Below are 23,697 nucleotides of genomic sequence, written 5' to 3' on the forward strand. Positions count from 1 at the left end.
CGCGGAGGGGGTGAGGGGAAAAAAGGGGCATTTCCGTTGGGTGGGGACAGGCGCGAAACCGGGAGGGCCCTCACGGCCGCCGGGCGCCACCATTGGGAGCAACCCCATGTCACCGTCCCCACGCCTTCGTTCCATGGCCCGGCTCACCGCCGTGGCCTTCACCACCCTGGGCTTCAGCGCGTCCGCGCAGACGACGTATGCCTTTCCCGGCGCCAGCGCGGACCTGCCCGAGGGCAGCCACTGGTGGATCGCCAGCGACCACGGCGGCACGAACAACCGCGACCTGGAAGCCGTGCGCTTCGACGACGACGCGAAGCGCTTCACCCGCGTGAAGATTCCCTTCGCGGACTACGCGGCCGACCCGAAGAACTCCGACTGGGTCATCTACGGGCTGCCCGTCTCCGCCATCGCGGACGGCGAGGTGCTCACCTGCTGGCGCAACGCCCCGGAGGGCCTCAAGCCGGCGGTGTACGGCGGTGACGACGTGCCCCACCCGGGCCGCACCACCAACCCGCTGCGCATCCCGCGCTCGGGCAACCACGTGAACGTCCGCACGGACGACGGGAAGATCATCCTCTACGCGCACCTCCAGCCCGGGAGCGTCCCGGAGGCGCTCTGCCCCTTCAACGACACCTACGTGGACGACGCCGAGGACCGCGTGGGGGACCTGCCTCGGGAAGTGATTGTCCCCGCGGCGCAGCGGGTGCGCGTGAAGCGCGGACAGTTCCTGGGCCGCGTGGGCAGCTCCGGCGCCTCGGCGCATCCCCACCTGCACGTGCACCTGCAACCCATGACGAGCGAGACGACGGTGGGCACGTCCCTGCCGCTGCCCTTCTCCCACGCGTGGCGGAAGAACGGCGACGTGGACTTCGACTCGTCGCTCACCTTCGACCCGCTCTTCAACCAGACGCTCAACCAGTTCCCCTCCGCCATCCACCCGGATCCGCTGCTGCGCCGGGGTGACATCACCGGGGACCCGGTGCTGGAGGTGGCGACGGCGTCCTCGGGCAGCATGGTGGTGACGGCCACGCGGGACGTGACGGGGCGGCTGGCGCTGGGCTCGTGGCAGCTCACGGGGGGCGGCCAGTTCACGAAGCTGCAGGACGCCTCAGCGGGTGCGGCGAGCTCCATCGCCATGGCGCACCCGCACGCCGGCAGCACCCGCGACGTGGTGACGGCGCTGCGGGATGGGAGCGGGAGCCTCAAGCTCATCGCGTGGCAGGTCGGCTCGAACGGCGCCATCGTGCGCAAGGGCGAGGCCGGAGGCGACGCGGACGCGACGGAGCTCAACGTCGCCGCCCTGCCTTCGGGGCTGGGCGTGGTGAGCGCCATCCGCGACGCCTCGGGCCACCTGAAGGTCAGCACCTGGGAGACGACCACGACGCTGGACACGTTGACCCGCATGGACAACGGCTTCGGCGAGGAGGCGACGAAGGTGGCCATGACGCCCGTCCTCAACGGCCGCGTGGCCGGGGACGTGAACCGCTTCACCGGCGTCGTCACTGCGGTGCGCACGCCCACGGGGAACCTGAGCCTGACGGCGTGGGAAATCACGCCGCAGAAGACGCTCATCCAGCGGGGCAGCCATCTGGCGGGCGCGGTGACGGACGTGGCCCTCAGCACCGTCATGGTGCCGGACGGTTCGCGCGAGATGGTGGTGGCCAGCACGCGCCTGACCAACGGGGTGCTGCGCAACATCTCCTTCGACGTCACCGCGGCCGGACAGTTCGTGCGCCGTGACCACGAGGACGGCGAGACCATCCTGGACCTGAGCGCGACGCGCGTGGGAGGCCAGCACCTGGTGACGCCGGTGCGCGACACCACGGGCAACCTGCGCGTCTACACCTGGGACGTGGGCACGGACGGCAAGGTGCGCCGCACCGGCAAGGAGCGCGCGGGCGCCATCGTGTCTGGCCTTTCCGCCACCTCCACCACCGTGGGCGTCCGCCTCGTCGTCACCGCCGTGCGCCTGACGACGGGCACGGGGGGCGGGGACCTGCGTCTGATTGCCTGGGACGCGAACCTCCGCTAGCACGGGTGTCGTCCCCGGAGCCCCAAGGCTCCGGGGAGGCTCCGGGGAGTTTTCCCGGATTGCCCGGCTTCTCCGAGGCGCCGATGATGCGTTCGAACGACGCTCGGCGCCCCATTCGCGAGGAGAGGCATCTTGGAGTTGCGGCACGGCCCATGGGCGGGTGCATCCCCGGACGCCGGGTTGGAGACGCTGCGGCGTGACCTGGGCCGGGCGCTCGCGAGCGTTTGTCCCGCGTCGCTCGCGGACCGGCGGGAGGACCTGTTGCAGGTCGCGATGATGAAGGTGGTGGAGCTGCGCGGGCGCACCCAGGGCCAGACGGAGCTGACCCCCGCGTACCTGTACCGGGTGGCGTACACGACGCTCATCGACGAGCTTCGCCGGATGGGGGCGCGCAAGGAGGTGGCGTTGGAGGAGGTGGCGGAGGGACCGGCCCAACCGGTGGCGCCGGGAGACCCGGAGCGGGCGGCGGGGGCCGCGCAGATTGCCCGGGCCGTGCGTGACTGTCTTCAGGGGCTGGTGCAGGACCGCCGCCTCGCCGTGACGCTGCACCTGCAGGGGCACACCGTCCCGGAGGCCGCGGAGCTGTTGGGGTGGGAGGCCAAGCGGACCGAGAACCTCATCTACCGGGGGCTGAGCGCGCTGCGTGCCTGTCTCTCCCTGAAGGGAGTCCAGCCGTGAGCGACCGCCGTCCCGAGGATGACACGCTGGATGCCGCGGGCGTGGAGCGGCTGCGCACGGCGCTGCGCGAGGATGACGCGGCGGGGGAGCCGGTGGACGCGGACCTCGTCTGGCGCGCGGTGAGGCAGGAGCTGCCGGTGGAGGAGCGCCGGGCGGTCGTCGAGCGCGTCGCGGCGGATCCCGCGTGGGCGCAGGCGTGGCGGTTGGCGAAGGCGATGTCGCAGGCAGCGGCGGAGGCGGAGCGGGGGGCTCCGGTGGAGGGAAGGGCGGAGGTGCCAGCGACAGGCTTGGAGACTCCCGCGAAGGTGGTGTCTCTGACCGCCCGGCGCTTCTGGCAGGGACGGCAGGCGATGGCCGCGATGGCGGCGACGGTGGTGGTCCTGGTGGGCGCGGTCGTGGTGGTGCGGCAGCAGCAGTCACAGGTGGATCCGACGCGCATCCGGGGCGGTGCGTCCGGGGCCATCGCCTCGCGGGTGCCGGAGGCCACCGCGCTTCCCCGCGAGCAGTTCGTGCTCCGCTGGAGCGGCGTGCCCCAGGCGGTGTCCTGGAGCGTGCAGGTGTCGTCGGAGGACTTGAAGGTGTTCCATCGCGCGGAGCGGCTGGAGTCGCGCGAGTACACGGTGCCGCCGGACGTGCTCGCGGAGCTGCCCTCCGGAGCGCGCGTCCTGTGGCAGGTGGAGGCGCGGCTTCCGGATGGAAGCGTCCAGCGCGGCAGTACGTTCGTGAACCGGTTGCGGTGAGCACCGCACCACCTTGGGCCAGGCCGGCGGCCCAATGACATGCAGAGGGGGATGCAATGAAAGCAATCAATATGGGTAGGGGATTCGTGCGCGCGCTGTCGATGATGGCGCTGCTGTGGGGTGTCTCGGTCGCGGCGCAGACCGCGCCCCCGTCGTACACGATGATCATCACCACGGAGCCGCTGACGGGCGCCACGAACGACACGGTGGTGGCCTCCGTGGTGGACGCGGGCATCCTGGGGTCATCATCCACGGTGCCCATGACCCTGCGCATCCTGGATGACTCCGGGGCGGTGCTCGCGACCGTCACGGGCACGGTGAGCACGACGGCGCCGCTGCGGGTGAGCGTGATGGCGCCTTCGGCCGGCGGCGTCCGCGCGCAGCTCACCCTGCCGCCCGGTGCCGGGAAGATGTCCGCCGGCATCCTGGTCATCGAGCGGTTGGGGCAGGGCGACCCGCCGCCGCCTCCCACGCGGGATGTCTGTGAGATTCCCCCGGTCAGCAGGGATCCCGGACCGGGCGGAGACCCTGTCACCCTCTGGGGATGCAGGGTGGAAACCCAGAAGACCTGAGGTGATGGAGATGCGGCGGCTGCGCGTATGGCGATGGGGCGGCTTCACCCTTTCGGTAGGGCTGGCCCTGTGCGCCCCCACGCGGGCCGCCGCGGAGTCCTCCGCGCTCGCCCGGTGCGAGGAGGGCTTCGACGCCCATCCGGAGACCTCCGACGCGGCGATGTGCTTCTTCCGGAGCGCCCAGGGGCAGGAGGCGCGCGACGAGGCCCGGCGCAGGCTGCAGGCCCTCATCGCACGGCACCCGGAGCGCCCTTGGCTCATGCTGGTGCTCGGCCACATGGAGCTGCCCTCCGACCCCGCGCTGGCGGAGGTGTCCTACCGCCGCGCGGCCCTCGCCTTCCGGAGTCAGGGGGATGCCGAGGGCGAGGTGATGGCCGGCATCAACGTGCGCAACGCGCTGGGCCTGCGCGGCCAGACGGAGGAGGCGCACCAGTGGGTGCTGCGCGTGGGCGAGGTGGCCCGGGCCTCCGGGAACCCCTGGCTGGAGGTGCGCGCGCTCATCCTGGAGGCGGCCGAGCTCTCCGACCTGGGCCAGGACCTGGGGCGTGCCTGGCGCCTGCTCAAGCGCGCGGAAGGGCTCGCCTTTCCGGACGGGACGGACGGCCTGAAGAAGCAGCTGCTGGTCCCGCTGGCCGCGGTGAGCGTGAACCTGGGGCGCTTCGACGAGGCGCTGGACGTGTACGGGCGGCTCGCGGAGCTGGCGGAGCGCACGAAGGACGCGAGCACGGAGGCGCGCGTCCGCTTCGCGCTCGCGAACCTCGCCTGGCGGCGGCTGGACGCGCGTCCCGACGCGGGAGGCCGGGCGGCGCTGCTGCGGCTCGGGCGCGAGGCGCTCGCGGCGTCCGAGCGCGCGGGCAGCAAGGTCTTGGAGACGAGCTCGCTGCGCCTCGTGGCGGAGCTGCTGGGCGACGGGCCTGGAGAGCGGAGCGAAGCGGAGGACGCGCTCGGCCGCTGCATCGACATCTCCCGGGAGACGGGCATGACCGAGCGGCGCATCACCTGTCTGTGGACGCGCGCCGAACGCAGAGCGGCGGTGGACGCGGCCGCCGCGTGGCGTGACGTGGACGAGGCCCTGGCGCTGGCCGCCGAGCACGACAACCCGCTCTACCTCGCCTCGGTGTGGCGCACGCGGGCGACGGTGGCGTTCCGCACGCGTCCGTTGCCGGAGGCCCTGGGGCACGCGGAGCGAGCGCTCGACGCGGTGGAGGTGCTGCGCCAGTGGCAGCGGGACGCCTCCAGCCAGGCCGAGCTCTTCTCCAACTGGGCCAGTGACTACCACCGGCTCGCGGGCTTCACCCTCGAGGCCGGAGAGACCTCCGCCCTGCCACCCCGCGAGGCCCTGGAGCGAGCCTTCGCGGTGAGTGAGCGCCTGCGGGCGAGGACGTTGTTCGAGGCCCTGGTGGCTTCACGCGCGCTCCCCACGCAAGAGGAGACACCGGAGCAGCGCAAGGCCCGGGACGGCGTGCTGCGGAACCTGTCCGCGCTCCAGCGCAGGCTGCTGGACCCGGCCCTGTCTGAGTCCGAGCGAACACGGCTGCTGGGCGAGCTCCAGGAACTGGAGCGCCGCGAGCGCGAGCTGCGACCCGCGACGCGGAGAAGGGAGCTCCCGTCCGCATCGCGCACCCCGACCGGGGCACGACCGGAGCAGGAACGCGAGGCGGGCACAGAGGCCGCGCATGCGGAGCTTCCCTTCGCGTCGCTCGCCGCGACGGAGCAAAGCCTGGGCGAGGAGGAGGCGCTGCTCGTCTTCCTCGCGGGTGTGGACCACGACCTCGTGGGCGAGCGCGCGGGAGGCGCGTGGGTGATGGCGGTGACACGCGAGGGCACGCGCGCGTACCGCATTCCAGAGCGAGCACGGCTACGCCCCTCGGTGGCGCTCCTGTCGGGCCTCATCGAGCGTCGCGATGGTTCGGAGGCAGGAGCCGCCGCGGCGCTGTACGCGCAGCTGCTTGCCCCCGCGCTGCGGGACCTTCCGTCGAAGGTGTCGCGCCTGCTGCTCGTGCCGGACGGTCCGCTGCACGACCTGCCCTTCGCCGCGCTGCGGGAGCACGCGGACGCTCCGCCCTTGATGGCCCGGTACGAACTGGCGCGGGTGCCCTCCGCGAGCCTGCTCCACTACTGGCGCGCGCAGCCCGCGCGGCCTCCCGAGGGCGAGGCCCTGGTCCTGGCGGATCCCGACCGGAAGGACACCCTCCAGGGCACGCAAGTGGCTTCCGCGCGAGGAGGCATGTTCCTGGAGACCGCGAACCTGGGCGCGCTCCCAGAGGCGCGGCGCGAAGGCCGCACCGTGAGCGAGTCCCTGGAGGACACGGCCGTGAAGCCCCGGCTGCTCATGGGCGCGGAGGCCTCCGAGCATGCGCTCAAGGCATCCCGTTGGGACGTGGTGCGCATCCTCCACGTGGCCGCGCACGCGGTCGTGGACGTCGAGTCCCCCGAGCGCTCCGCCCTGGTTCTGGCTCCGGGCGAGGCGGGGGAGGACGGCCTGCTCCAGCCCCGGGAGATCGCGGAGCTGCGGCTGCGGGACGCGCTGGTGGTGCTCTCCAGCTGCCGGGGAGCCTCCGGCGCGCTGCTCGCGGGAGAAGGCGTGCTGAGCCTCTCACGGGCCTTCTTCGAGTCGGGAGCGCGAGCCGTGGTCGCCAGCCTGTGGCCCATGCGCGATGCCGAGGCCGCGGCGCTGCTGGAGCGCTACTACCAGCACCTGGCGGAGGGACAGAGCGCGGCGTCGGCGCTGCGAAACGCCCAGCGCGACGCCTGGGAGGACGGCGAGCCCGCGGCCATGTGGGCCGGGCTGGGGGTGATGGGGGACGCGACGCTGGTGCCGGTGCGGCCCGCCGCGGGGGGCATGGGGCGGGGTGTCCTGCTGGGCGTGTCCACGGGGGCCGGCCTGCTGGCGCTGGGGTTGTGGGGTTTCGGGATGCGCCGCCGGAAGCGGGGGAGCGGGCAGGCGGCGTGAATCCGAAGCGGCCGGCGGGGCGTGCGCGGTAGGGTTCCAGGCGATGAGTGACGCGAGCCGTGAGCCGGCGCCGAAGCTGACCCTCGAGGTGCGGGACCTGCACAAGTCGTTTGGCGGGCAGGCGGCGCTGCGGGGCGTGGACCTGGTGGTGCCGGAGGGCACGACCTGCGTGCTGATGGGCGTGTCCGGTTCGGGCAAGACGGTGCTGATGAAGCACATCATGGGCCTGATTCGGCCGGACCGGGGCGTGGTGCTGGTGGAGGGCGCGGAGGTGGCGAAGATGAACGAGCCCGAGCTCAACCAGATGCGCCGCAAGCTGGGCATCCTCTTCCAGGCGAACGCGCTGTTCGACTCGCTGAACGTCTTCGACAACGTGGCGTTCCCGCTGCGCGAGCGCACGAAGATGTCCGAGCCGGACATCACCAAGACGGTGAACGAGACGCTGGGGAAGGTGGGTCTGTCGCACGCGGCCACGCGCTTCCCGGGAGAGCTGTCCGGCGGCATGCAGAAGCGCGTGGGCTTCGCGCGCGCGACCATCCTCCAGCCGAAGATTCTCCTCTACGACGACCCCACGGCGGGCCTGGATCCGCTCACCACGGCGGCGGTGAACGAAATCATCACCACGGGCAAGCAGCAACTGGGCGCCACGTCGCTGGTGATTACGCCGGACGTGGCCTCCGCCTTCGGCATGGCGGACAACCTGGCGCTGATGCACGAGGGCCGCGTGGTGGAGTACGGCCCGCCGGACCACTTCCGTCAGTCGCAGCACCCGGAGGTGAAGGCCTTCCTGCGCAACTGGTTGCGCAGGCGCTCCGCGCAAACGCAGGCACCCCAGGCCTGACAAGGATTGCTGAGGCACGCGGAGCAGTCCTGCTCCATCACCAATCTATTGCACCTGCGCCGCTCCTCGCTTCAGAGGGGCGGCAGCTTCTCCAGGAACCCCGAGCGTGACAGCCACAGCATCAGCGCGAAGCTGATGGTGTTGAAGGCCGCGTGGGCCACGATGAGCGGCAGCAGCCGCCCCCGGTACCAGAGGACGACGCCGAACCAGGCGCCCATCACGAACGTCTGGAAGACCGCGAGCGTGCCCTCGTAGAAGTGCCCCACGGAGAAGAGCACCGCGGCGCCCAGGATGGCCGGCACCCAGCCTCCCAGCACCACCTTCAGCCGGGGCACGAGGAAGCCCCGGAAGACGAACTCCTCGAAGCCCGTCACCACCACCATGATGGCCGCGAACGCCGGGATGCCCAGCCCCGTGTCCAGCAGCGCCGCCGCCACGCCCTTGCGCGCCGCCAGCTCCGCGCCCGCCAGCTTCAGCGCCACCGCGACCGCCGCCAACGGCACCGACACCGCGAGGTGCACCGCGTACGTGCCCGCCAGCACCACGCCGCCCAGCAAGAGCTCGCGCGCCCAGCCCTCGCGCACCAGCCCCACCTGCGCGGGGCCCTGACCGTCGCGCCACAGCAGCACCGCCACCAGCAGGCACATGCCCAGCGCCCGGACCACCAGCGGCGCCATGGACAGTGAGAAGCCCTTCGCCATCTCCGCTTCCGACGCCGCCACCCACGCCCCCGCGCCCGCGCCGCCCAGCGCCACCACCAGGCCCAGCACGCCCCACCACGCCCCGCGCCGCGAGGACTCCCAGGGCCGCAGCAGCAGCAGCCCCCACGCCAGCAGCGCCAGCTCCACCGCGACGGCGGCCCACTGGCTCAGCCGGGCCACCGAAGCGGGGCCCAGCACCGCGAAGAACACGAACGCCGCCTCCGCCAGCGCCTGGCGCTTCTGAGGGGCGTTCTCCAGCAGGACGGCGACATCACCACGAAGCAGCACGGGCACTTCCTTCCGGCGCCACGGGCCAAGGCCCGTGGGGTTCCCGGACACGCTACCGGCTTCATCCCGCCGCTCCCGGGTTTTCCTCCGCGAGACGCCCGGTTCAGGACGGGAGGGCCCTCCCTGGCATCTCCCGTCCCCACGGCCTACTGGCAGGTGATGCCGGGAAGTCCCCGGTACGCGCCCTGCGCGGTCCACCGCGTGTAGGGCGTGCCGCAGGAGCCCGCGTAGGGGTCATCCGTGCCGTAGCCCGGGACCCAGTACTCGAAGTGCAGGTGCGGGCCCGTGGACGCGCCGGACGAGCCCACGCGCGCAATCCAGTTGCCGCAGGCGAGCGTGGTCCCCCGCGCGAACTGCTGCGTGTATGCCTTCAGGTGCCAGTACCAGGTCTGCGTGTTGTCCGGGTGCCGCATGATGATGTAGTTCGCCGTGTAGAGGCCGCACGCGGCATAGGGATTGGCCTGGTTCCAATAATTGCACCGGTCGTAGTACCCATCCACCGACGCCTCGACGTAGCCCCGGGCGGCGTTCATCGCCCAGACGCCGTAGTCCATCTTGGAGAAGCCGCCCACCAGCGCGTAGTCCGTGCCCGTGTGCCCGCTGTAGCGCACGCCACCGCAGGCGTAGTCCCGGCCGCCGTAGTCCTTGTACGCGCTCACCGTGCAGCCACCGTTGCCGCACTGGTCCGCGAGCTGCGACGCGGGGAAGCGGAACATCGTCTGCGCGGTGGAGACCGCCGGGAGCGAAAGCAGCGCGAACGCCGCTGCCACCATCAGCCGCTGAAGGCGCATCACTTCGCACCTCCCACGTCCGCGGCCGCATGGCCGGTGCGCACGTTGAGCGTCCAGAACGCGCCGCCGCCCGCGTTGTAGCGGAGCACGTCGTCGTTCAGCCATTCCATGTGGTGGCTGGAGACGGGCGGGGGCACGAACTCCTTCGGCGGGCCGCCGAACAGCATCCAGTTCTCCAGGCCCACGTTGGTGAGCTGCTTGGGCTCCGCGCCCTCCACCGTCGTGACGAAGAACGACGCCACGCTCGTCCGGCCCGACACGAACACCACCGTCCTGCCGTCCGGAGAGATGCTCGGCGTCGCGTCCACGCCCGGGCCGTCCGCCAGCACCTTCACGCGCCCCTTCATGTCGATGATGCCCACCGCCGTCTCATGCGGGCCCGGAGCGCCCGTCTTCAGCGTGGCCACCAGCGCGTCCCCCTTCGCCGAGGGGAACAGGTCGCCGCCCACCTGCTCGGCGAGCAGCCGCTCCCGGCCGTTCGCGTCGCGCAGCCGCAGGGTGCCTTCGCCGTCCAGCAGCGCCACCTCCTGCCCCACGATGCGCGCCTCGCGGTACTTGAACTCCGGGGCCACCACGCGGACCGCGCCGGTGTCCTCGGCGTACCGGACGATGGCCAGCAGCGGCAGGTCATCCGTCCCCAGCGGCTCCGTGGGAATCTCCGCGACGATGCCCGCCAGCATCTCGCGGCCCTGGCCGAAGAGCTGGACGAAGCGCGCCTTGGGCCCGAAGGCCTTCTCCACGGCGGGCACCAGGCTCTCGCGCGCCTTCGTCACGCGGCGCAGGTCCGCGGGGTTCGGAGGCGCTTCCGCGAAGGCGGAGCCGCCCACCAGCGTCATCACGGTGAGTGCGAGGAATCGATGTGTCATTTCACTCCAGGGGATGGGGGAAACCGCGACGGGAGCGCGGTGACAGGGTTGTCTCAATGTCTGGGATTGAGTTGCTTTTAAACTGGCTATTCAAGATTAAGCGGAAAATTGAATGGATGATGCAGGAGCACGGCCGGGCCCGGCGTGTTACGAGCCCTGCATGGCGAAAACCCTTCCCGAGCGCCCGCGCGCGGTCCTCGTTGGCGTCCAGCTCCCCGGTGTCACGGACGAGGCGCATGCCGCGGACCTCGCGGAGCTGAAGCGGCTGGTGCACACGCTGGGCTTCGACACGGTGGCGACCGTGACTCAGCGCAGGCAGCGGCTGGCCACGGGCACGGTGCTCGGCTCCGGCAAGCTCAAGGAGCTGTCCGAACTCACCGGCGGCTCGGGCGTCATCCCGTCCGGCGCTCAGGGCAAGACGTCGAAGGCGCGGGAGAAGTGGGAAGCCGCAGCCGACATGGAGCCCGAGGCCCCGGACGCCCCGGTGGCTCCCGGCGAAGCGGACCTGGACGGCTCCGGAGCCGAGCCGTCGGATGAGGACGACGACGCCTTCCCGGACACGGACACGGACGTGGATCCGGACTCAGACGTGGACGCGGAGGCCACCGCCATCGAACCGGGCCCCAGGCCCACCGTGGTGGTCGTGGACCACGAGCTGTCCCCCAGCCAGCTGCGCAACCTGGAGCGCGCCACGGGCGTGCAGGTGCTGGACCGCGCGGGCGTCATCGTGGACATCTTCCACCGGCACGCCCGGAGCCACGAGGCACGCATGCAGGTGGAGATCGCCCGGCTCAACTACCTGGCCCCGCGCCTGCGCGAAGCTCCCGGAGGCCGCGAGCGCCAGCAGGGCCGGGGCTCTGGTGACTCCGCGATCGAGCTGGACCGCCGCAAGATTCGCGACCGGCTGGCGGAGCTGCGCGAGGGCCTGGCCGCCATCCAGAAGGACCAGGACCAGCGCCGCTACGCGCGCCGGGACCAGTTGCGCGTGGCGCTGGTGGGCTACACGAACGCGGGCAAGTCCTCGCTGATGCGGGCGCTGACGGGCAGCACGGTGCTGGTGGCGGATCAGCTCTTCGCCACGCTCGACACGACGGTGCGCGCGATGCAGCCGGAGACCCGGCCGCGCATCCTCGTCTCCGACACGGTGGGCTTCATCCAGAAGCTGCCGCACGACCTGGTGGCGTCCTTCCGCTCCACGCTGGACGAGGCGCTGGAGGCGTCGCTGCTGCTCTACGTGGTGGACGCGTCCGACCCCACCTGGGCCGCGCAGTTGGAGGTCACCCGCACGGTGCTGAAGGAGATTGGCGCGGACGTGGTGCCGGGCCGGCTGGTCTTCAACAAGGTGGACCGGCTGGACGCGGCGGCCCAGGAAGCGCTCCGGGCGGGACACCCCGAAGCGCTCCTCGTGTCCGCGCACCGGCCGGACGACGTGGCCGGGCTGCGCCGGGAGGTCATCGCCTTCTTCGAGGCCTCCATGGTGGAGGCGGACCTGGTGATTCCCTACGCGCGGCAGGCCCGCATCGGCGAGGTGTACGAGCACACCACCGTGGTGTCCCAGGCCTACGACGAGACGGGCAGCCGGCTGCGCGTGCGGGGATTGCCGGGCGCCATCGCCCGGCTCACCCGGTCGTTCCAGGAGTAGGCCTCAGCGCACGACGGGCACGGTCACCGGGTCCTTCTCGTCCACGGTGACCTCCACCTTGCCCACGCGCCAGAGCACGGGCTGGAACGCGAAGCTCAGACGGTGTCCGTCCGCGGTCTCCAGCAGGGCGGTGCCCTCCTTGGGAAGGTAGTTGCCGACTTCATATTCGAGCGCCGTGAGCGTGATGCGGTCCGTGCCGTTCGGGCCCGTCAGCTCACCCGGACCGTCGAACACCAGCGCCGTGCCGCCGATGATGGGCAGCCCGTCGCGCTTCCCCACGGTGCTGTTGATGTGGAAGCTGTGGCCCTCGCGGCCGGGCACCTGGCCCTCGACCTCCGCGAACAGGCGCGTCTCGTCGGAGCACGTGCCGTAGCCCACCTTGGCCTGGAGCGTCTGGCCATCCACGGCCAGCTCGCGCAGGTCGGCCTTCAACTCCATCAGGTCCTCGCCGCCGCGGTACTCCAGCACCGCGCGGCCGGTGAAGCGCAGGCCGTGCACGTCACAGCCGCTGGACGGGAAGGACACGACGACGGAGTCGGTGACGTCGTCCACGGCCTGCACCCGGGCGGTCGCGCAGGTCACCGAGGCGCTCAGCCCCTCCACGGCGTGGTTCAGGAAGGAGCGCCGGGGCTCGCCGCACGTGTACACGGGCATCAGGCCCAGCATCTCGAACGCGCCCCGCACCTGGTGCGTGGAGGCCGCCAGCCGTTCCACGCGGGCCTTCGCGTCGTCTATCTCCTCCTGAGAGGGGAGGTTGTCCCCACAGGCGGTGGTGGCGAGGGCGGCGAGGGCAGCGAAGGCAATGCGGCGCATGAAGGTCTCCGGAACGACGGTGCGGCTCCCCCCGCGCCATCGCGGGGGACCGTACCCGAGCCTTCAGCAACGGTCATGCCCCCCTCAACCCCGCGAATCTCCAGGGAAACGAGCCCCCATGACGCATGTGACGTGTGCAGCGCGCTGCGCACCCACGGGCGGCCCTGTCCGGGCCCGCCCGGTCCAAAACCTGTCCGACAGTCGGACCCGTTCGCGCGCGTCGCCTCCGGCCCGGCCCGCCCGGTTCAAAACCTGTCCGACAGTCGGACCCGTTCGCGCGCTTCGCCTCCGGCCCGGCCCGCCCGGTTCAAAACCTGTCCGACAGTCGGACCCGTTCGCGCGCGTCGCCTCCTACCCGGCCCGGCCCGATCCAAAACCTGTAGGACAGTCGGACAAGTTCACGCGGTCCGCCGCCCGCTGGGCCTCGGTCCAAAACCTGTAGGACAGTCGGACAAGTTCGCGCGGTCCGCCGCCCGCTGGGCCTCGGTCCAAAACCTGTAGGACAGTCGGACAGGTTTCTACGGGTCGCCGCCGGAGGGGCGGCAGCGCTCAGGTCCGAGGGGGCTGGGAGCTGCTTTCGTCCTGGGTCGAAGCATCCGGGGCCGCGTCCGCGTCATCCCCGGTTTCTTCGTCCACGGCCGACGCGTCGTCGTCCTCCAGCTCATCATCCGGCTCTGGGTCGTCCACGTACTCCGGTGCTCTGTCGGACGCTTCCGTGAGCACGGTGCCCAGCGGATAGATGACCAGGTGGCGCAGGGGCTCGCTGCCCACGCTCACGGCCTCCAGGTGGTTCTTCACCACCACCGTGTGCTGCAACTTCCGCAGGCGCGACGGACGTGGCGCGAGCGGCAGGCTGATGCCCTCCGAGAGCACTCGCTGGATGGCCTCTTCCACGTCCGCGACCGCGGCGTGCACGTCCGCGGGGGCCACGCCCTCCAGCAGATGGAACTCCGTGCGCAGCGCACGGCGGATCTCCGTGGCGCTGTTGCGCTTGATGGCCAGTACCCGCGCGCCCACGCGTTCCGCCGCGCGGCGCAGCCGGGGCGAATTCGCGCGGCTTCGCAGCGTGAGTACCACCTCCGCATTCTCCGGACGGCCCACCACCACGGCTTCCACCGGCAGGTCGCGCAGCACGCGCTCCAGCAACTCACGGCTCACCGCGTGCGCGGCGATGCGCGTGGGCCCGGGCCGTGGCGCACCCAACGCGGGCGTCCCCTTGGGCACACGGCCTCCCGGCGGCGTGGCCTCCACCACCTCCGGCGCGGCCTCCACGTGCACGGCGCCGTCCTGCTGCCGCCGCTTCTCGCCGCCCACCTCCGCGCCCGTGAGCAGCCGGTCCACCGCGCCGCCCGTGTCGCGGTGCACGCGCACCTCGTCGCGGCTCACCATCTCCACCACGATGTCGAACGTGGGCGTGCCCTTGCGCTCCGTGACGGTCTTCTGCGTGCCCCGGCGCCGGGCCTCGTCGTCGCTCAGCGTGACGGTCTGCACGCCGCCCACCAGGTCGGACAGCGTGGGGTTCAGCACCAGGTTCTCCAGCGTGTTGCCGTGCGCCGTCGCCACCAACTGCACGCCGCGCTCCGCGATGGTGCGCGCGGCGGCGGCCTCCGCGGCGGTGCCAATCTCATCCACCACGATGGCCTCGGGCATGTGGTTCTCCACCGCCTCGATCATCACGTCGTGCTGGCGGTCCGGCCGGCTCACCTGCATGCGCCGCGCGCCGCCGATGCCCGGGTGCGGGATGTCCCCGTCGCCGCCAATCTCGTTGGACGTGTCCACCACCATCACGCGCTTGCCCAACGCGTCCGCGAGCACGCGCGCCACCTCGCGCAGCTTCGTCGTCTTGCCCACGCCCGGCCGCCCGAGCAGCAGCAGGTTGCGGCCGGACTCCACCAGGTCGCGCAGCATGTCGATGGTGCCTTGGATGGCGCGCCCCACGCGCAGCGTGAGCCCCACCACGCGGCCCTGGCGGTTGCGGATGGCCGACACGCGGTGGAGTGTGCGCTCGATGCCCGCGCGGTTGTCGCCGCCCACCTCGCCTACGTGGGCGAGCACCGCCTGGAGCGCATCCTGCGTCACGGGCGCTTCCGACAGGCGCGCCACGCCGTGCACCAACCGCGCCTCCGGAGGCCGGCCCAGGTCCATCACCACTTCCAGCAACTCCGCCTCGGGGAGCCGCCGCACCGCCTCCTGGAGCGACGGCGGCAGGACCGCCACCAGCAGGGCAAAGTCATCCATCCCCCAAAGCTGCCTCGCCCCGCCCCCCCGCGCACGGCTTTCCTACGAGGGTCCATGAACGGGACGCCCGGAAGAACAACCCCTCCCAGCCCGGCAGGCGGCCAGGCGCACCGCGCGTGACGGGGAGGAGCCAGTCGGGGGCCATCCCTACCTTCAGGCCATGACCACCGCGACGCAGGACCGCTCCCCCCTCTGGCCCCAGCTCGAGCAGGAGGCGCGCGAGCGGTTCGGCGTGGAGGACTTCCGGCCGGGCCAGCGGGACATCATCGAGGCGGTGCTCGCGGGGCGTGACGTGATGGGCGTGCTGCCCACGGGCGCGGGCAAGAGCCTCACCTTCCAACTGCCCGCCCTCTTCGTGCCCGGCGCCACGTTGGTGGTGAGCCCGCTGCTCGCGCTGATGCACGACCAGCGTGAACACCTCACGGAGCGCTACGACCTGGACGCGGCGAAGCTGGACTCCACGCTGAAGGCCGGTGAGCTGAAGGCGCTCCAGAAGGAGATCCGCCGGGGCGAGCACGAGTTCATCTACGTCACCCCCGAGCAGTTGGAGAACCCGGAGCGGCTGGCGCTGCTCAAGCGCGCGAACGTAAGCCTCTTCGTGGTGGACGAAGCGCACTGCGTCTCGCAGTGGGGCCACGACTTCCGGCCCGCGTACCTCGCGTTGGGGGACGCCATCCGCGCGCTGGGGCGCCCCCGGGTGCTCGCGCTCACGGCCACCGCCACGCCCCGCGTGCGCGAGGACATCCGCACGCAGCTGGGGATGGAGGACCCGGTGGTGGTGCGCACCGGCATCCAGCGCGAAAACCTCACGCTGGAGGTCCACCGCACGGTGAACCCGGAGCTCAAGCGCCAGAAGCTGCTGGAGCTGCTGCGCGCCAACGACGGCAGCGCCATCGTCTACACGGCCACCGTGCGCAAGGCGGACGAGCTGTGGCGATGGCTGCGCGCGGAAGGACTGGAGGCGGGCCGCTACCACGGCAAGCTCAAGGCCGCCGAGCGCGAGGAGAACCAGCGCCACTTCATGGACGGCACCACTCCGGTGGTGGTGGCGACGAAGGCCTTCGGCCTGGGCATCGACAAGCCGGACCTGCGGCTCGTGGTGCACTACCACTTCCCCGACTCGCTGGAGAGCTACTACCAGGAGGCGGGCCGCGCGGGCCGAGATGGGCTCCCCGCGAAGGCGGCGCTGCTGTACCGGCTGGAGGACCGGCGCATCCAGGGCTTCTTCCTGGGCGGCAAGTACCCGCGCCGCGACGAGAGCCAGCGCCTCTACCAGGCCGCGAACACGCTGTGCGCGCAAGGCAAGGCCGTGGCCCTCAAGCGTTTGTCCGAAGCGAGCGGACTGGGCGACAAGCGCACCCGCGTGCTGGTGGCGCAGCTGGTGGCCGCGGGCGTGCTGGAGAAGGGCGCGCGAGGCGTGAAGCAGCTGCGCGCGTTCGAATCACCCGAGGAGCTGGATGCGTACCTGCGCGCGTACGAGGACCGCCACCAGAATGACCACGAGCGCCTGGACGCGATGATGCGCTACGGGAGCACCACCGCGTGCCGCTGGAAGGTGCTGGGCACCTGGTTCGAGGAGCCGCTGGAGGACGACTGCGCCCGCTGCGACAACTGCCGCGCCCGCGCCGAAGGCCGCTTCGAAGCCCGTCCTCCCACCCGCGCGAAGCCTCCTGTTTTCACTGACGGTGTTGGTTTGGGGGTCGCCGCCGCCCCTGCGGCGTAGGACCCTTTTTCCCCACCCTCGCGCGACTTGGAGAGCGGAAATCCGTACTCAAAGTACAGGTCTCCCAGGTCTTCAGGCTTGGGGGCATTGTGCATGAATACAGGTATGGCGTATATTGCACAGCATACCTGGACGTAATGCACTTCAGACCTTTCCCCCGGGGTCTTGAAAGGCGGAGACGCGATGGCGGAAGGCAAGTTGAAGGCGCTTGTGGTGGATGATGACCCACTCGTGCTGGAGCTGGTGGAGCGCTCCATCAGCCGCTACGGCTTCGAGGTCGTCACCACGCGCGCGGCGCTGGGTGTGGCCAACCTGCTGCGGACCGAGCAGCCGGACATCGTGCTCCTGGACGTGAACATCCCGGCGCTGAGCGGCGACCGCATCCTGGGCGTGGTGCGCCAGTTCGCGGGTCCGGACACGCTCTTCATCCTGTACTCGTCCATGGACGAGTCGCGGCTGCGCGAGCTGGTGCGCGCGTCCGGTGCGGACGGCTACATCCCCAAGGGTGTCACCGGTCCGGAGCTGGCGCTGAAGCTGTCCGGCCTGCACCACAAGCGGATGGCGAACCGCCCCACGCCGGTGCGCGCGGACAACGTGCTTCAGCGCGACGTGCCCGCGCCCCAGTCCCAGAGCACCACGGCCCAGGTGTCGCTGGCGTCGCGGTAGGTGTGGACGGTCTCGAACCCGACCCGCGCGTGCGCGCGCAGGGAGCGGGTGTTGCGCACCGAGACCTCCGTCACCACGCAGTCGAAGCGCGAGCGAAGCTGCTCGCGGTGCTGGTGGTAGAGCGCGTCGAAGAGGCCCTTCCCCCGGTGGGCCTTGTCCACGCACACCTGCCCCATCACGTAGAAGCGCTGGTCCTTCAGCGGCCGGCCCCGGTGTTCGAGCCCTTCGAGGAGCGCGAACATCGGGTCCAGGACGGGGACCCAAGCGCGGCACTCGCGAGGCATCACCAGCGCGTACGCCACGACCTCCGAGCCCTGCATGGCGATGACGCTGGGCTCCAGCGCATGCATGTGCAGCAGCGTGGCCAGGTCATGCTGGACGGTGACGAAGCCCTGGGCCTGCTGCTCTTCAGGCGATAGCGACGGAGGCAGGTTGCGGCGCTGCAGGGCCAGCACCTGCTCCAGCTCGTCCTGGGACTGCACGGCCCTCACGACATAGGGATGCGACGGCATGGCGCGGGAGCATAGGCCCGCGCCATGCCTTGAAGCGTCAGCGTTGAAGACCGCCAGTCCCGGCGAAGGCTCGTCCGGCAGGCCGTGGGGTCGCATAGGGTGATGCCCATGACGCGAGCCGTGAAGACGCCGAAGCCGGTAGTGCTGGGAGAGGTGGATCTGCCGGAAGGGGTGTTGCTCATCCTGGATCCAGGCCTGGGGCGCTTCTGGCGGCATGACGCGGAGCCGGCGTCGCCCCGGAAGAAGGCGCCGGCGGAGCACGACCTGCGCATCACCGGGCCGGACGCGGACGCGGCGGGCCAGGCCTACGACCGCGAGTTCGACCCGCGCTTCCTCTTCGACCGGAAGGACCCGGCGGACGCCGCGGCGCACTTCGAGGGGTTCGCGAAGGAGCGGGGCTTCGACGCGCGAGCGGAGGTGTTGTCCGCGCGGATTCCGCACACGGAGCGGGCGCGGCTGGCGCTGGAGCATGGAAGGGGATTGGGGGTCGTGAAGTACAACGGCCTGTGGGCGGTGGTCGCGGGAGACCTGCCCGCGGGCCAGGGCTTGAAAGTGATTGGAGTCCCCATGCCGCCGGGGGAGTTCGGCGGGCGTTGGCGGTCCATCGACATCGTCGTTGGCGGGGAGGCGGAAGCGGTCCGGTCAGAAGATGTGGCCGGAGTGATGGTGGACCATGGTCAATTGATGTTCACCGGGTTGGGCCCGATGGGACGGTTCCGCATGTGGGAGCCGGAGGACGGGCTGGCCGACTATGTGTTTCACGGCCGGGACGCGCCGAAGCTCGCGAAGGAGCTGGGCGCAAGCGACCTGGGCGGCGGGCTGTATGGGTGGAAGGACCTGCCCATGGAGCGGGTGGGGGAGAAGGCCACGCCGTTGCAGGAGCGCATCGAGAACGAAGGGCTCGCGGTGGGCGTGGACTACCGGCCGCACTGCAACCTGGAGAAGCTGAACGCCGCGCTGCGGGAGAGCGAGGAGGACGCGGCCTCGCTCGTGCTGGACGGCGCGCGCGTGGTGGGGTGTGGGAATCGCTGGGGAGACGGCATCTTCACGGTGAGCCGGCACCTGGACGCGGAAGGGAGGACGGTGCGCGTCCGGGTGGAGCTGGGCACGGAGCAGCGGCAGAAGTTGCTGCGAGGCATCCGGCTGCGTCAGGGCAAGGCGCTCGCCACGCGCTTCATCACTGAGAACGGGGAGCCCATCCGCTTCGCGGAGCGCTCGGAGCCCGCGGCGGAGGAGGACAGCGGCTGGCTCTTCACCTCGGGCCTGGAGACCAAGGAGTACATGGAGGACAGCGACAACGCGGTCATCGTCCCGCTGCGCGCGTTGCTGGGCCGGTACAAGGAATTGGACGCCATCCTGGACGCGCCGGTCGGCACGGTGTTCCGGCGCGAGGGGAACGGGTTCGTTCCGGAGGAGTAGGGCTCCACCGAAAGATCCGCTGATTCCGTCTGAATCCCCGCTCTGCCATTCAGCGCGGGGCGGACGCATCTTCCGGTCATGAACCACGACCATTCCGCACACGCGCCGGTGCACGGCTTTGGCGCAGACCGCGCGCCCCACTACGACGCCCAGGCCGCGGTCAGCCTCGCTGGCTACCAGGCGGCCTACGAGCTGGGCGTCAGCGCCCTGGCTGCCCATCTGGACGGCCAAGAGACGGCGTCACTGCTCCACGTGGGCCTGGGTACGGGCGCGGAGCTGCTGCCCTATCACCGCTTCAACGTGCCGGGCTGGCGCTTCACGGGCGTGGAGCCCTCCGCGCCGATGCTCGCCGTCGCGCGCAAGCGCCTGGAGGAGGAAGGACTGCTCTCGCGCACGCAGCTGCATGAAGGCGAGCTGCGCACGTTGCCGCAAGGTTCCTCGTTCGACGGCGCGCAGATGATGGGCGTGCTGCACCACGTGGAAGGGGAGGAGGCCCGCCTCGAATTGCTGCGAGAGGTGGCGCGGAGGCTCAAGCCGGGATCGCCGCTGGTGCTGGGCTGCCGCATCGGCCAGGACCCCGAGTTGACGAAAATCGAGTTCCGCCGGCTGCGGGCGTATGGCGTGACGCGGGAGAAGTTGGAGGCCCGGGGGCAGGCCATGGCGAAGATGCAGCCCATCGATTCCGACGCGGCGCTGTTCGCGATGTTCGAGCGAACCGGCTTCACGGCGCCGAAGACGCTCTTCGTCTCGCTCCAGTACAAGGTCTTCCTCGCGCACCGCGCGACGTGAGCGTGGCTTGGACCCCCAGGAGGGGGATGCTATGTCCCAGGTTGTATGCGAATCGCTCTACCTGGGACGTGGGCGCTGCTCGGGACGCTGTTTGCTGGCGCCGCCGTGGCGCAGGAGCACGAGCACGCCGTCATCCGGACGCTCTTCCTCCCCGAGGAGCCCGAAGCCGCGCCCCAGCGCATCTACGTGAAGGGGCAGGTCGTAACGGTCCTCCGCTTCGAGCAGGACCTCGCGCCGCTCCGGGCACGGCTGGTGGGCGGAGAGGGACGGTTCGAGCCGGTGGGCGTCGTGGGCCGGAAGGTGGTGCTGGAACCCCGGCGCGACCTGGCACCGGAAGAAGGATTCTCCCTGCTCGTCACGATGTCGGATGCGCGGGAGGTCCCCTTCCTCCTCCGTCCTCCGGGACGGCGCGAGCACGGAAGCGCGGACCAGCAACTGAATGTCTACAAGGACCGTGATGGCTACGAGGCCATGGCCTCCGCGCTGTTGGATTCGGAGAAGGAGAACAAGACCCTCCGTGCGGAGAACGAGCGGCTCCACAAGGAGGAGGTCTCCGAGGACCATGCGCTGGCGGCCTTGCTGACCACGGGCGCGGTGGCGCAGACGCCTTTCGGTGTAGCGGATCATTTCTCCGGCTCGGATGGCGAAACGGCAATGGATGGCACTGTCTACCGGGGCACGGGCAAGGCCGCGGTCGTGTTCAAGGTGAAGAACCTGAGCGCTCAGCGTCCGTGGAGCATGAGCTCCGTGCGGCTCGTGGGCAGGTCGGACACGCGTGAGCGGCCGCTGGCGGTCCGGTCATCCTCAGCGGTGATTGCGCCTGGGACCTCGGGTGTCATCGGGCTCGTGGTGGATGGAAGTGCGTTCGTGGACAGCGGGACCCTGACCTCCCTGTTCCTGGAGCTGTACCGGCACGATGGGCTGCGGCAGGCGGTTGTTGAGTTGAGCCCGAGCTTGCTCGGGAAGTAGGAACAGCCGCATGACCTCGCGTCGATACGTGCTCGTGGCCTGGATGGGCCTGCTGGCCCTTCATCCGGGTTGTGCGACGACCCTGGGCGACGTCCGCCTTCATGCGGATGGGACGCCCATGTCGGAGAAGTGTCCGGAGAAGTCGCTGGAAGTGATGCGCTACCTGCAGCTCTATGTGGGCGAAGCCGCGTGGGTCCAACTGGATGCGAACCAGAGCCGGGCGGAGCACATCACGCTTCACGACGGGCCCATCGAGAGCGTGCTCGATGAAGACATCGGGACGTTGGAGGCGCCCATGCGCCTCTACGGGCGCGTCTGGACCGGCGGAGAACAGCCGGTCATCCGGTACTACGAAGCCCAGTTCCTGAAGGGAAAGGACCGCGTGCCCATCTGCGCGGTGGCGAGGCTCGGCTTCGGACAGCTGCGCAAGCGACCCGAGTCCAAGCCAGGAACAGCGATCCTCAACTCCCCGCGAGCAGGCGTGTACATCGTGGACGAGTTCCGCTGAGCCGCCAGGGATTCGAGGCGTCATCAGATTTCCGAGGCAGCCTCCCGCCGCCAAGCACGCGGAATCCCTGCGATGCCCTCCTGGTCCACGCCTTGCTCCCGGCATGAGGCTTCACGACTCCAAGGAGCCACGATGCGCTGGATGCGGATGCTGGGCGGTTGTCTGACGGTGATGGCCCTCGCGGCCTGTGGGTCGAACGACGAAGGCGCGCAGGGGAGGCTGAAGCTGCGCGAGGGGCAGTCGCTGGACCTGGCGCAGGAGTGCGGAGTGGACCTGCCCCAGTGTCCGCAAGGCCTGTCCTGCCTCGTGCTCAAGCTGGACGGCGAGTCCAAGGCACGCTGCGTGGACGATTCCAAGGTCTGCACCGAACTCGTGTCCTGCACGGGCGGCACCACGTGCGCCATCCTGGACTCGTACCCCGGACAGGTCGCCTGCTCGGGCAAGTGCACCTCGGACTGTGACTCGTCCGTGTCCAGCAGCCCGTGAAGTCAGCGAATCTGGAGCAGATGCTTTATGGCGGCGGTCCAGAACTCCGTGGCGAGCTTGATCACGGAGACATCGGACTCGGCCTGACTGGAGTTCCCGTCGCTTATGACGTGAAAGGTGTGCCCTGTGGGAACCGCCTCGATGCGGTGGTCCCGGGGCACAGCTTCCGTGCTGGGAAGGGTCAGTCGAACGCCCGTGCCCTCCTTGTTCCATCCGCCAATCCCTCCTCCCGGAGGAATCGCACTGAAGGAAAGATCCATGTGCGCGCCATGGCTGTCACCCACCAGGCCGAAAAGCCAGTAGGGAGCTTTCTGGATGGAGGCCCATTCGCGCTCAGTCAGTGCAGGAAGGTCAGACACCTGCAGGTGCGGTCGATTGTCCTCCGGGAACTTCGCCATCAACTGCCCGGCGAAGTCCACGAGTGCGCCATGAAGCACTCGGACGGCTTCGTACCAACGGCTGAACTGGGATGACGTCGCGGCTCGCGTCTTACCCAGTTGCTCCGCCAGGTAATCAATCGAAGGCTCACGGACCTCCGTGATTTCACGGGACGCGCGCTCGTATTCTTCGAAGCTTTGGTCCAGACGATCGAGCGTCAACTCCACCATCGCGGTGATGTCGCCCGAATGGGATGCATCGAGCGCCAGGTAATACCGGGCCCGGTCCTCGACGAGCAGGACGATGGCGGGGTAGTGCTCCCGCATCAGCAACAGATTGGCGAGCAACCTCCCTGTCCGTCCGTTTCCGTCCACGAAGGGATGAATCGTCTCGAACCACGCATGCGCGATGGCGCAGACGACCACCGGGTGCTCGGTCTTGGCTCCCGCCAACCACTCTCCGAACATCCGCATCTCCTCCGGCACCTGGACAGCTTGCGGAGGCACGTACTTCGTACCGCCGATCCGTACGTTGATGCGCCGATAGGCTCCGGCGTTCTCGGGGTCGATTGCCCGCAGGACGATGCCGTGCATCTCGCGCACGTCCCGCTCGCCCAGGACGGAATCCTTGCGGGCCAACGCTTCGACGAAGTCGAGCGCGTGTGCGAGGTTCACCGCCTCGAAGTGATCCTTCAGCGACTTGCCCGCGATGGTGATGCCGTCCTCCACCACTGCGCGAGTCTCCGGCAGGGTCAGACGGTTCCCTTCAATCGCGTTCGAGTTGTACGTGTGATGGATCCGGAACCAGTGCCGCAGATTCTCCACCGCCGCAGGCGGCATCCGTGTGGCACGCAGCCGGCGCATGCGCTCGGTCGCCTGCTGAAGCCTGGGTTCGATGCTCTCGCTCCACCGGTACTGATGCACGCCAACCACCTCCGCTCTCCACTGTAACGCCGCCGCCCCCTTTCACCTCGCAGGGGCGAACCGCGCCGGTTCGTGCACGTTGCAACCCGGGCGTGGACCACGCGCCCGCAACCCCTCGGAATGTCTGGGCCTGACGCAAGGCCCGCTCCGGTACGGCGGATGCTCATGC

General features: G+C 70.4%; 21 protein-coding genes. 14 read left to right on the forward strand and 7 right to left on the reverse strand.

Annotated features, from left to right (window positions below):
• The first annotated feature begins 106 nt into the window (after positions 1-106).
• From JYJ93_RS04315 to JYJ93_RS04340, 6 genes are all read left to right on the forward strand, one after another.
• Positions 107-2,032 carry a M23 family metallopeptidase gene (locus JYJ93_RS04315; RefSeq protein WP_206786763.1) on the forward strand — a complete coding sequence of 642 codons (1,926 nt, stop codon included), beginning with the start codon at positions 107-109 and terminating at the stop codon, positions 2,030-2,032.
• Positions 2,033-2,164: 132 nt separating this feature from the next.
• Entirely contained in the window at positions 2,165-2,710 is a 546-nt protein-coding gene (locus JYJ93_RS04320) for an RNA polymerase sigma factor (RefSeq protein ID WP_206786764.1), read from the forward strand.
• A complete protein-coding gene (locus JYJ93_RS04325) occupies positions 2,707-3,450 on the forward strand; it encodes a hypothetical protein (RefSeq protein WP_206786767.1) in 744 nt (247 codons plus the stop codon). Before JYJ93_RS04320 ends, JYJ93_RS04325 begins: the two co-directional genes overlap by 4 nt.
• 56 nt (positions 3,451-3,506) lie before the next feature.
• Entirely contained in the window at positions 3,507-4,022 is a 516-nt protein-coding gene (locus tag JYJ93_RS04330) for a hypothetical protein (protein WP_206786769.1), read from the forward strand.
• 4 nt (positions 4,023-4,026) lie between these two features.
• The gene (locus JYJ93_RS04335) at positions 4,027-6,975 is read left to right on the forward strand and encodes a CHAT domain-containing protein (protein WP_242543663.1); all 2,949 of its coding nucleotides are present in this window, start codon (positions 4,027-4,029) and stop codon (positions 6,973-6,975) included.
• Positions 6,976-7,018: 43 nt separating this feature from the next.
• Positions 7,019-7,816 carry an ABC transporter ATP-binding protein gene (locus tag JYJ93_RS04340; RefSeq protein WP_206786771.1) on the forward strand — a complete coding sequence of 266 codons (798 nt, stop codon included), beginning with the start codon at positions 7,019-7,021 and terminating at the stop codon, positions 7,814-7,816.
• Between the two features lie 71 nt (positions 7,817-7,887).
• Here JYJ93_RS04340 and JYJ93_RS04345 read toward each other — a convergent pair whose 3' ends face one another.
• The 3 genes from JYJ93_RS04345 to JYJ93_RS04355 form a co-directional block, all read right to left on the reverse strand.
• Entirely contained in the window at positions 7,888-8,805 is a 918-nt protein-coding gene (locus JYJ93_RS04345) for a CPBP family intramembrane glutamic endopeptidase (RefSeq protein WP_269012893.1), read from the reverse strand.
• 146 nt (positions 8,806-8,951) lie between these two features.
• Positions 8,952-9,596, reverse strand: coding sequence for a M23 family metallopeptidase (locus JYJ93_RS04350; RefSeq protein WP_206786772.1), 645 nt, complete (start codon positions 9,594-9,596; stop codon positions 8,952-8,954).
• Positions 9,596-10,462: a PD40 domain-containing protein gene (locus JYJ93_RS04355; protein ID WP_206786773.1), complete on the reverse strand. Its 867-nt coding sequence runs from the start codon at positions 10,460-10,462 to the stop codon at positions 9,596-9,598. Before JYJ93_RS04355 ends, JYJ93_RS04350 begins: the two co-directional genes overlap by 1 nt.
• A 160-nt stretch (positions 10,463-10,622) precedes the next feature.
• Between JYJ93_RS04355 and hflX the strand changes: the two genes are divergently transcribed.
• A complete protein-coding gene (gene hflX / locus JYJ93_RS04360) occupies positions 10,623-12,104 on the forward strand; it encodes a GTPase HflX (RefSeq protein ID WP_206786774.1) in 1,482 nt (493 codons plus the stop codon).
• A gap of 3 nt (positions 12,105-12,107) precedes the next feature.
• Here the strand turns inward: hflX and JYJ93_RS04365 are convergent, their stop codons facing one another.
• Together JYJ93_RS04365 and JYJ93_RS04370 are read right to left on the reverse strand one after the other, a co-directional pair.
• Entirely contained in the window at positions 12,108-12,917 is an 810-nt protein-coding gene (locus tag JYJ93_RS04365) for a hypothetical protein (RefSeq protein WP_206786775.1), read from the reverse strand.
• A 549-nt stretch (positions 12,918-13,466) separates the two neighbouring features.
• Positions 13,467-15,155, reverse strand: coding sequence for a R3H domain-containing nucleic acid-binding protein (locus tag JYJ93_RS04370; RefSeq protein WP_206786777.1), 1,689 nt, complete (start codon positions 15,153-15,155; stop codon positions 13,467-13,469).
• 160 nt (positions 15,156-15,315) lie between these two features.
• On the opposite strand from JYJ93_RS04370, the gene JYJ93_RS04375 reads away from it, so the two are divergent.
• Positions 15,316-16,878, forward strand: coding sequence for an ATP-dependent DNA helicase RecQ (locus JYJ93_RS04375; protein WP_206786778.1), 1,563 nt, complete (start codon positions 15,316-15,318; stop codon positions 16,876-16,878).
• Positions 16,879-17,091: 213 nt separating this feature from the next.
• Positions 17,092-17,544, forward strand: coding sequence for a response regulator (locus JYJ93_RS04380; RefSeq protein ID WP_330166763.1), 453 nt, complete (start codon positions 17,092-17,094; stop codon positions 17,542-17,544).
• On the opposite strand, the gene JYJ93_RS04385 is transcribed toward JYJ93_RS04380, so the two are convergent.
• The gene (locus JYJ93_RS04385; protein ID WP_206786780.1) at positions 17,478-18,056 is read right to left on the reverse strand and encodes a GNAT family N-acetyltransferase; all 579 of its coding nucleotides are present in this window, start codon (positions 18,054-18,056) and stop codon (positions 17,478-17,480) included. The genes JYJ93_RS04380 and JYJ93_RS04385 overlap by 67 nt on opposite strands.
• 108 nt (positions 18,057-18,164) lie before the next feature.
• Here JYJ93_RS04385 and JYJ93_RS04390 point away from each other — a divergent pair, with 108 nt between their 5' ends.
• The 5 genes from JYJ93_RS04390 (at position 18,165) to JYJ93_RS04410 (ending at position 22,227) form a co-directional block, all read left to right on the forward strand.
• Complete coding sequence (locus tag JYJ93_RS04390) at positions 18,165-19,475, forward strand: DUF2185 domain-containing protein (RefSeq protein ID WP_206786782.1); 1,311 nt, start codon at positions 18,165-18,167, stop codon at positions 19,473-19,475.
• 78 nt (positions 19,476-19,553) lie between these two features.
• A complete protein-coding gene (locus JYJ93_RS04395) occupies positions 19,554-20,264 on the forward strand; it encodes a class I SAM-dependent methyltransferase (RefSeq protein ID WP_206786783.1) in 711 nt (236 codons plus the stop codon).
• A gap of 45 nt (positions 20,265-20,309) precedes the next feature.
• Positions 20,310-21,233, forward strand: coding sequence for a DUF2381 family protein (locus JYJ93_RS04400; protein ID WP_206786784.1), 924 nt, complete (start codon positions 20,310-20,312; stop codon positions 21,231-21,233).
• A 10-nt stretch (positions 21,234-21,243) separates the two neighbouring features.
• A complete protein-coding gene (locus tag JYJ93_RS04405; RefSeq protein WP_206786786.1) occupies positions 21,244-21,741 on the forward strand; it encodes a hypothetical protein in 498 nt (165 codons plus the stop codon).
• Positions 21,742-21,873: 132 nt separating this feature from the next.
• Entirely contained in the window at positions 21,874-22,227 is a 354-nt protein-coding gene (locus tag JYJ93_RS04410) for a hypothetical protein (RefSeq protein WP_206786788.1), read from the forward strand.
• Between the two features lie 2 nt (positions 22,228-22,229).
• On the opposite strand, the gene JYJ93_RS04415 is transcribed toward JYJ93_RS04410, so the two are convergent.
• Complete coding sequence (locus tag JYJ93_RS04415; protein WP_206786789.1) at positions 22,230-23,528, reverse strand: Fic family protein; 1,299 nt, start codon at positions 23,526-23,528, stop codon at positions 22,230-22,232.
• Positions 23,529-23,697: the final 169 nt, after the last annotated feature.

This window comes from Corallococcus sp. NCSPR001, from assembly GCF_017309135.1.
Classification (GTDB): Bacteria; Myxococcota; Myxococcia; order Myxococcales; family Myxococcaceae; genus Corallococcus.

Excerpts from the sequence above, each read along its gene's own strand:
- JYJ93_RS04350 (WP_206786772.1), bottom strand. The coding sequence starts at position 9,596 with ATGCGCCTTCAGCGGCTGATGGTGGCAGCGGCGTTCGCGCTGCTTTCG.
- JYJ93_RS04410 (WP_206786788.1), top strand. The coding sequence starts at position 21,874 with ATGCGCTGGATGCGGATGCTGGGCGGTTGTCTGACGGTGATGGCCCTC.
- JYJ93_RS04330 (WP_206786769.1), top strand. The coding sequence starts at position 3,507 with ATGAAAGCAATCAATATGGGTAGGGGATTCGTGCGCGCGCTGTCGATG.
- JYJ93_RS04400 (WP_206786784.1), top strand. The coding sequence starts at position 20,310 with ATGCGAATCGCTCTACCTGGGACGTGGGCGCTGCTCGGGACGCTGTTT.
- JYJ93_RS04340 (WP_206786771.1), top strand. The coding sequence starts at position 7,019 with ATGAGTGACGCGAGCCGTGAGCCGGCGCCGAAGCTGACCCTCGAGGTG.
- JYJ93_RS04395 (WP_206786783.1), top strand. The coding sequence starts at position 19,554 with ATGAACCACGACCATTCCGCACACGCGCCGGTGCACGGCTTTGGCGCA.
- JYJ93_RS04405 (WP_206786786.1), top strand. The coding sequence starts at position 21,244 with ATGACCTCGCGTCGATACGTGCTCGTGGCCTGGATGGGCCTGCTGGCC.
- JYJ93_RS04315 (WP_206786763.1), top strand. The coding sequence starts at position 107 with ATGTCACCGTCCCCACGCCTTCGTTCCATGGCCCGGCTCACCGCCGTG.
- JYJ93_RS04390 (WP_206786782.1), top strand. The coding sequence starts at position 18,165 with ATGACGCGAGCCGTGAAGACGCCGAAGCCGGTAGTGCTGGGAGAGGTG.
- JYJ93_RS04375 (WP_206786778.1), top strand. The coding sequence starts at position 15,316 with ATGACCACCGCGACGCAGGACCGCTCCCCCCTCTGGCCCCAGCTCGAG.
- JYJ93_RS04355 (WP_206786773.1), bottom strand. The coding sequence starts at position 10,462 with ATGACACATCGATTCCTCGCACTCACCGTGATGACGCTGGTGGGCGGC.
- JYJ93_RS04365 (WP_206786775.1), bottom strand. The coding sequence starts at position 12,917 with ATGCGCCGCATTGCCTTCGCTGCCCTCGCCGCCCTCGCCACCACCGCC.
- JYJ93_RS04370 (WP_206786777.1), bottom strand. The coding sequence starts at position 15,155 with ATGGATGACTTTGCCCTGCTGGTGGCGGTCCTGCCGCCGTCGCTCCAG.
- JYJ93_RS04385 (WP_206786780.1), bottom strand. The coding sequence starts at position 18,056 with ATGCCGTCGCATCCCTATGTCGTGAGGGCCGTGCAGTCCCAGGACGAG.
- JYJ93_RS04335 (WP_242543663.1), top strand. The coding sequence starts at position 4,027 with ATGGAGATGCGGCGGCTGCGCGTATGGCGATGGGGCGGCTTCACCCTT.
- hflX (WP_206786774.1), top strand. The coding sequence starts at position 10,623 with ATGGCGAAAACCCTTCCCGAGCGCCCGCGCGCGGTCCTCGTTGGCGTC.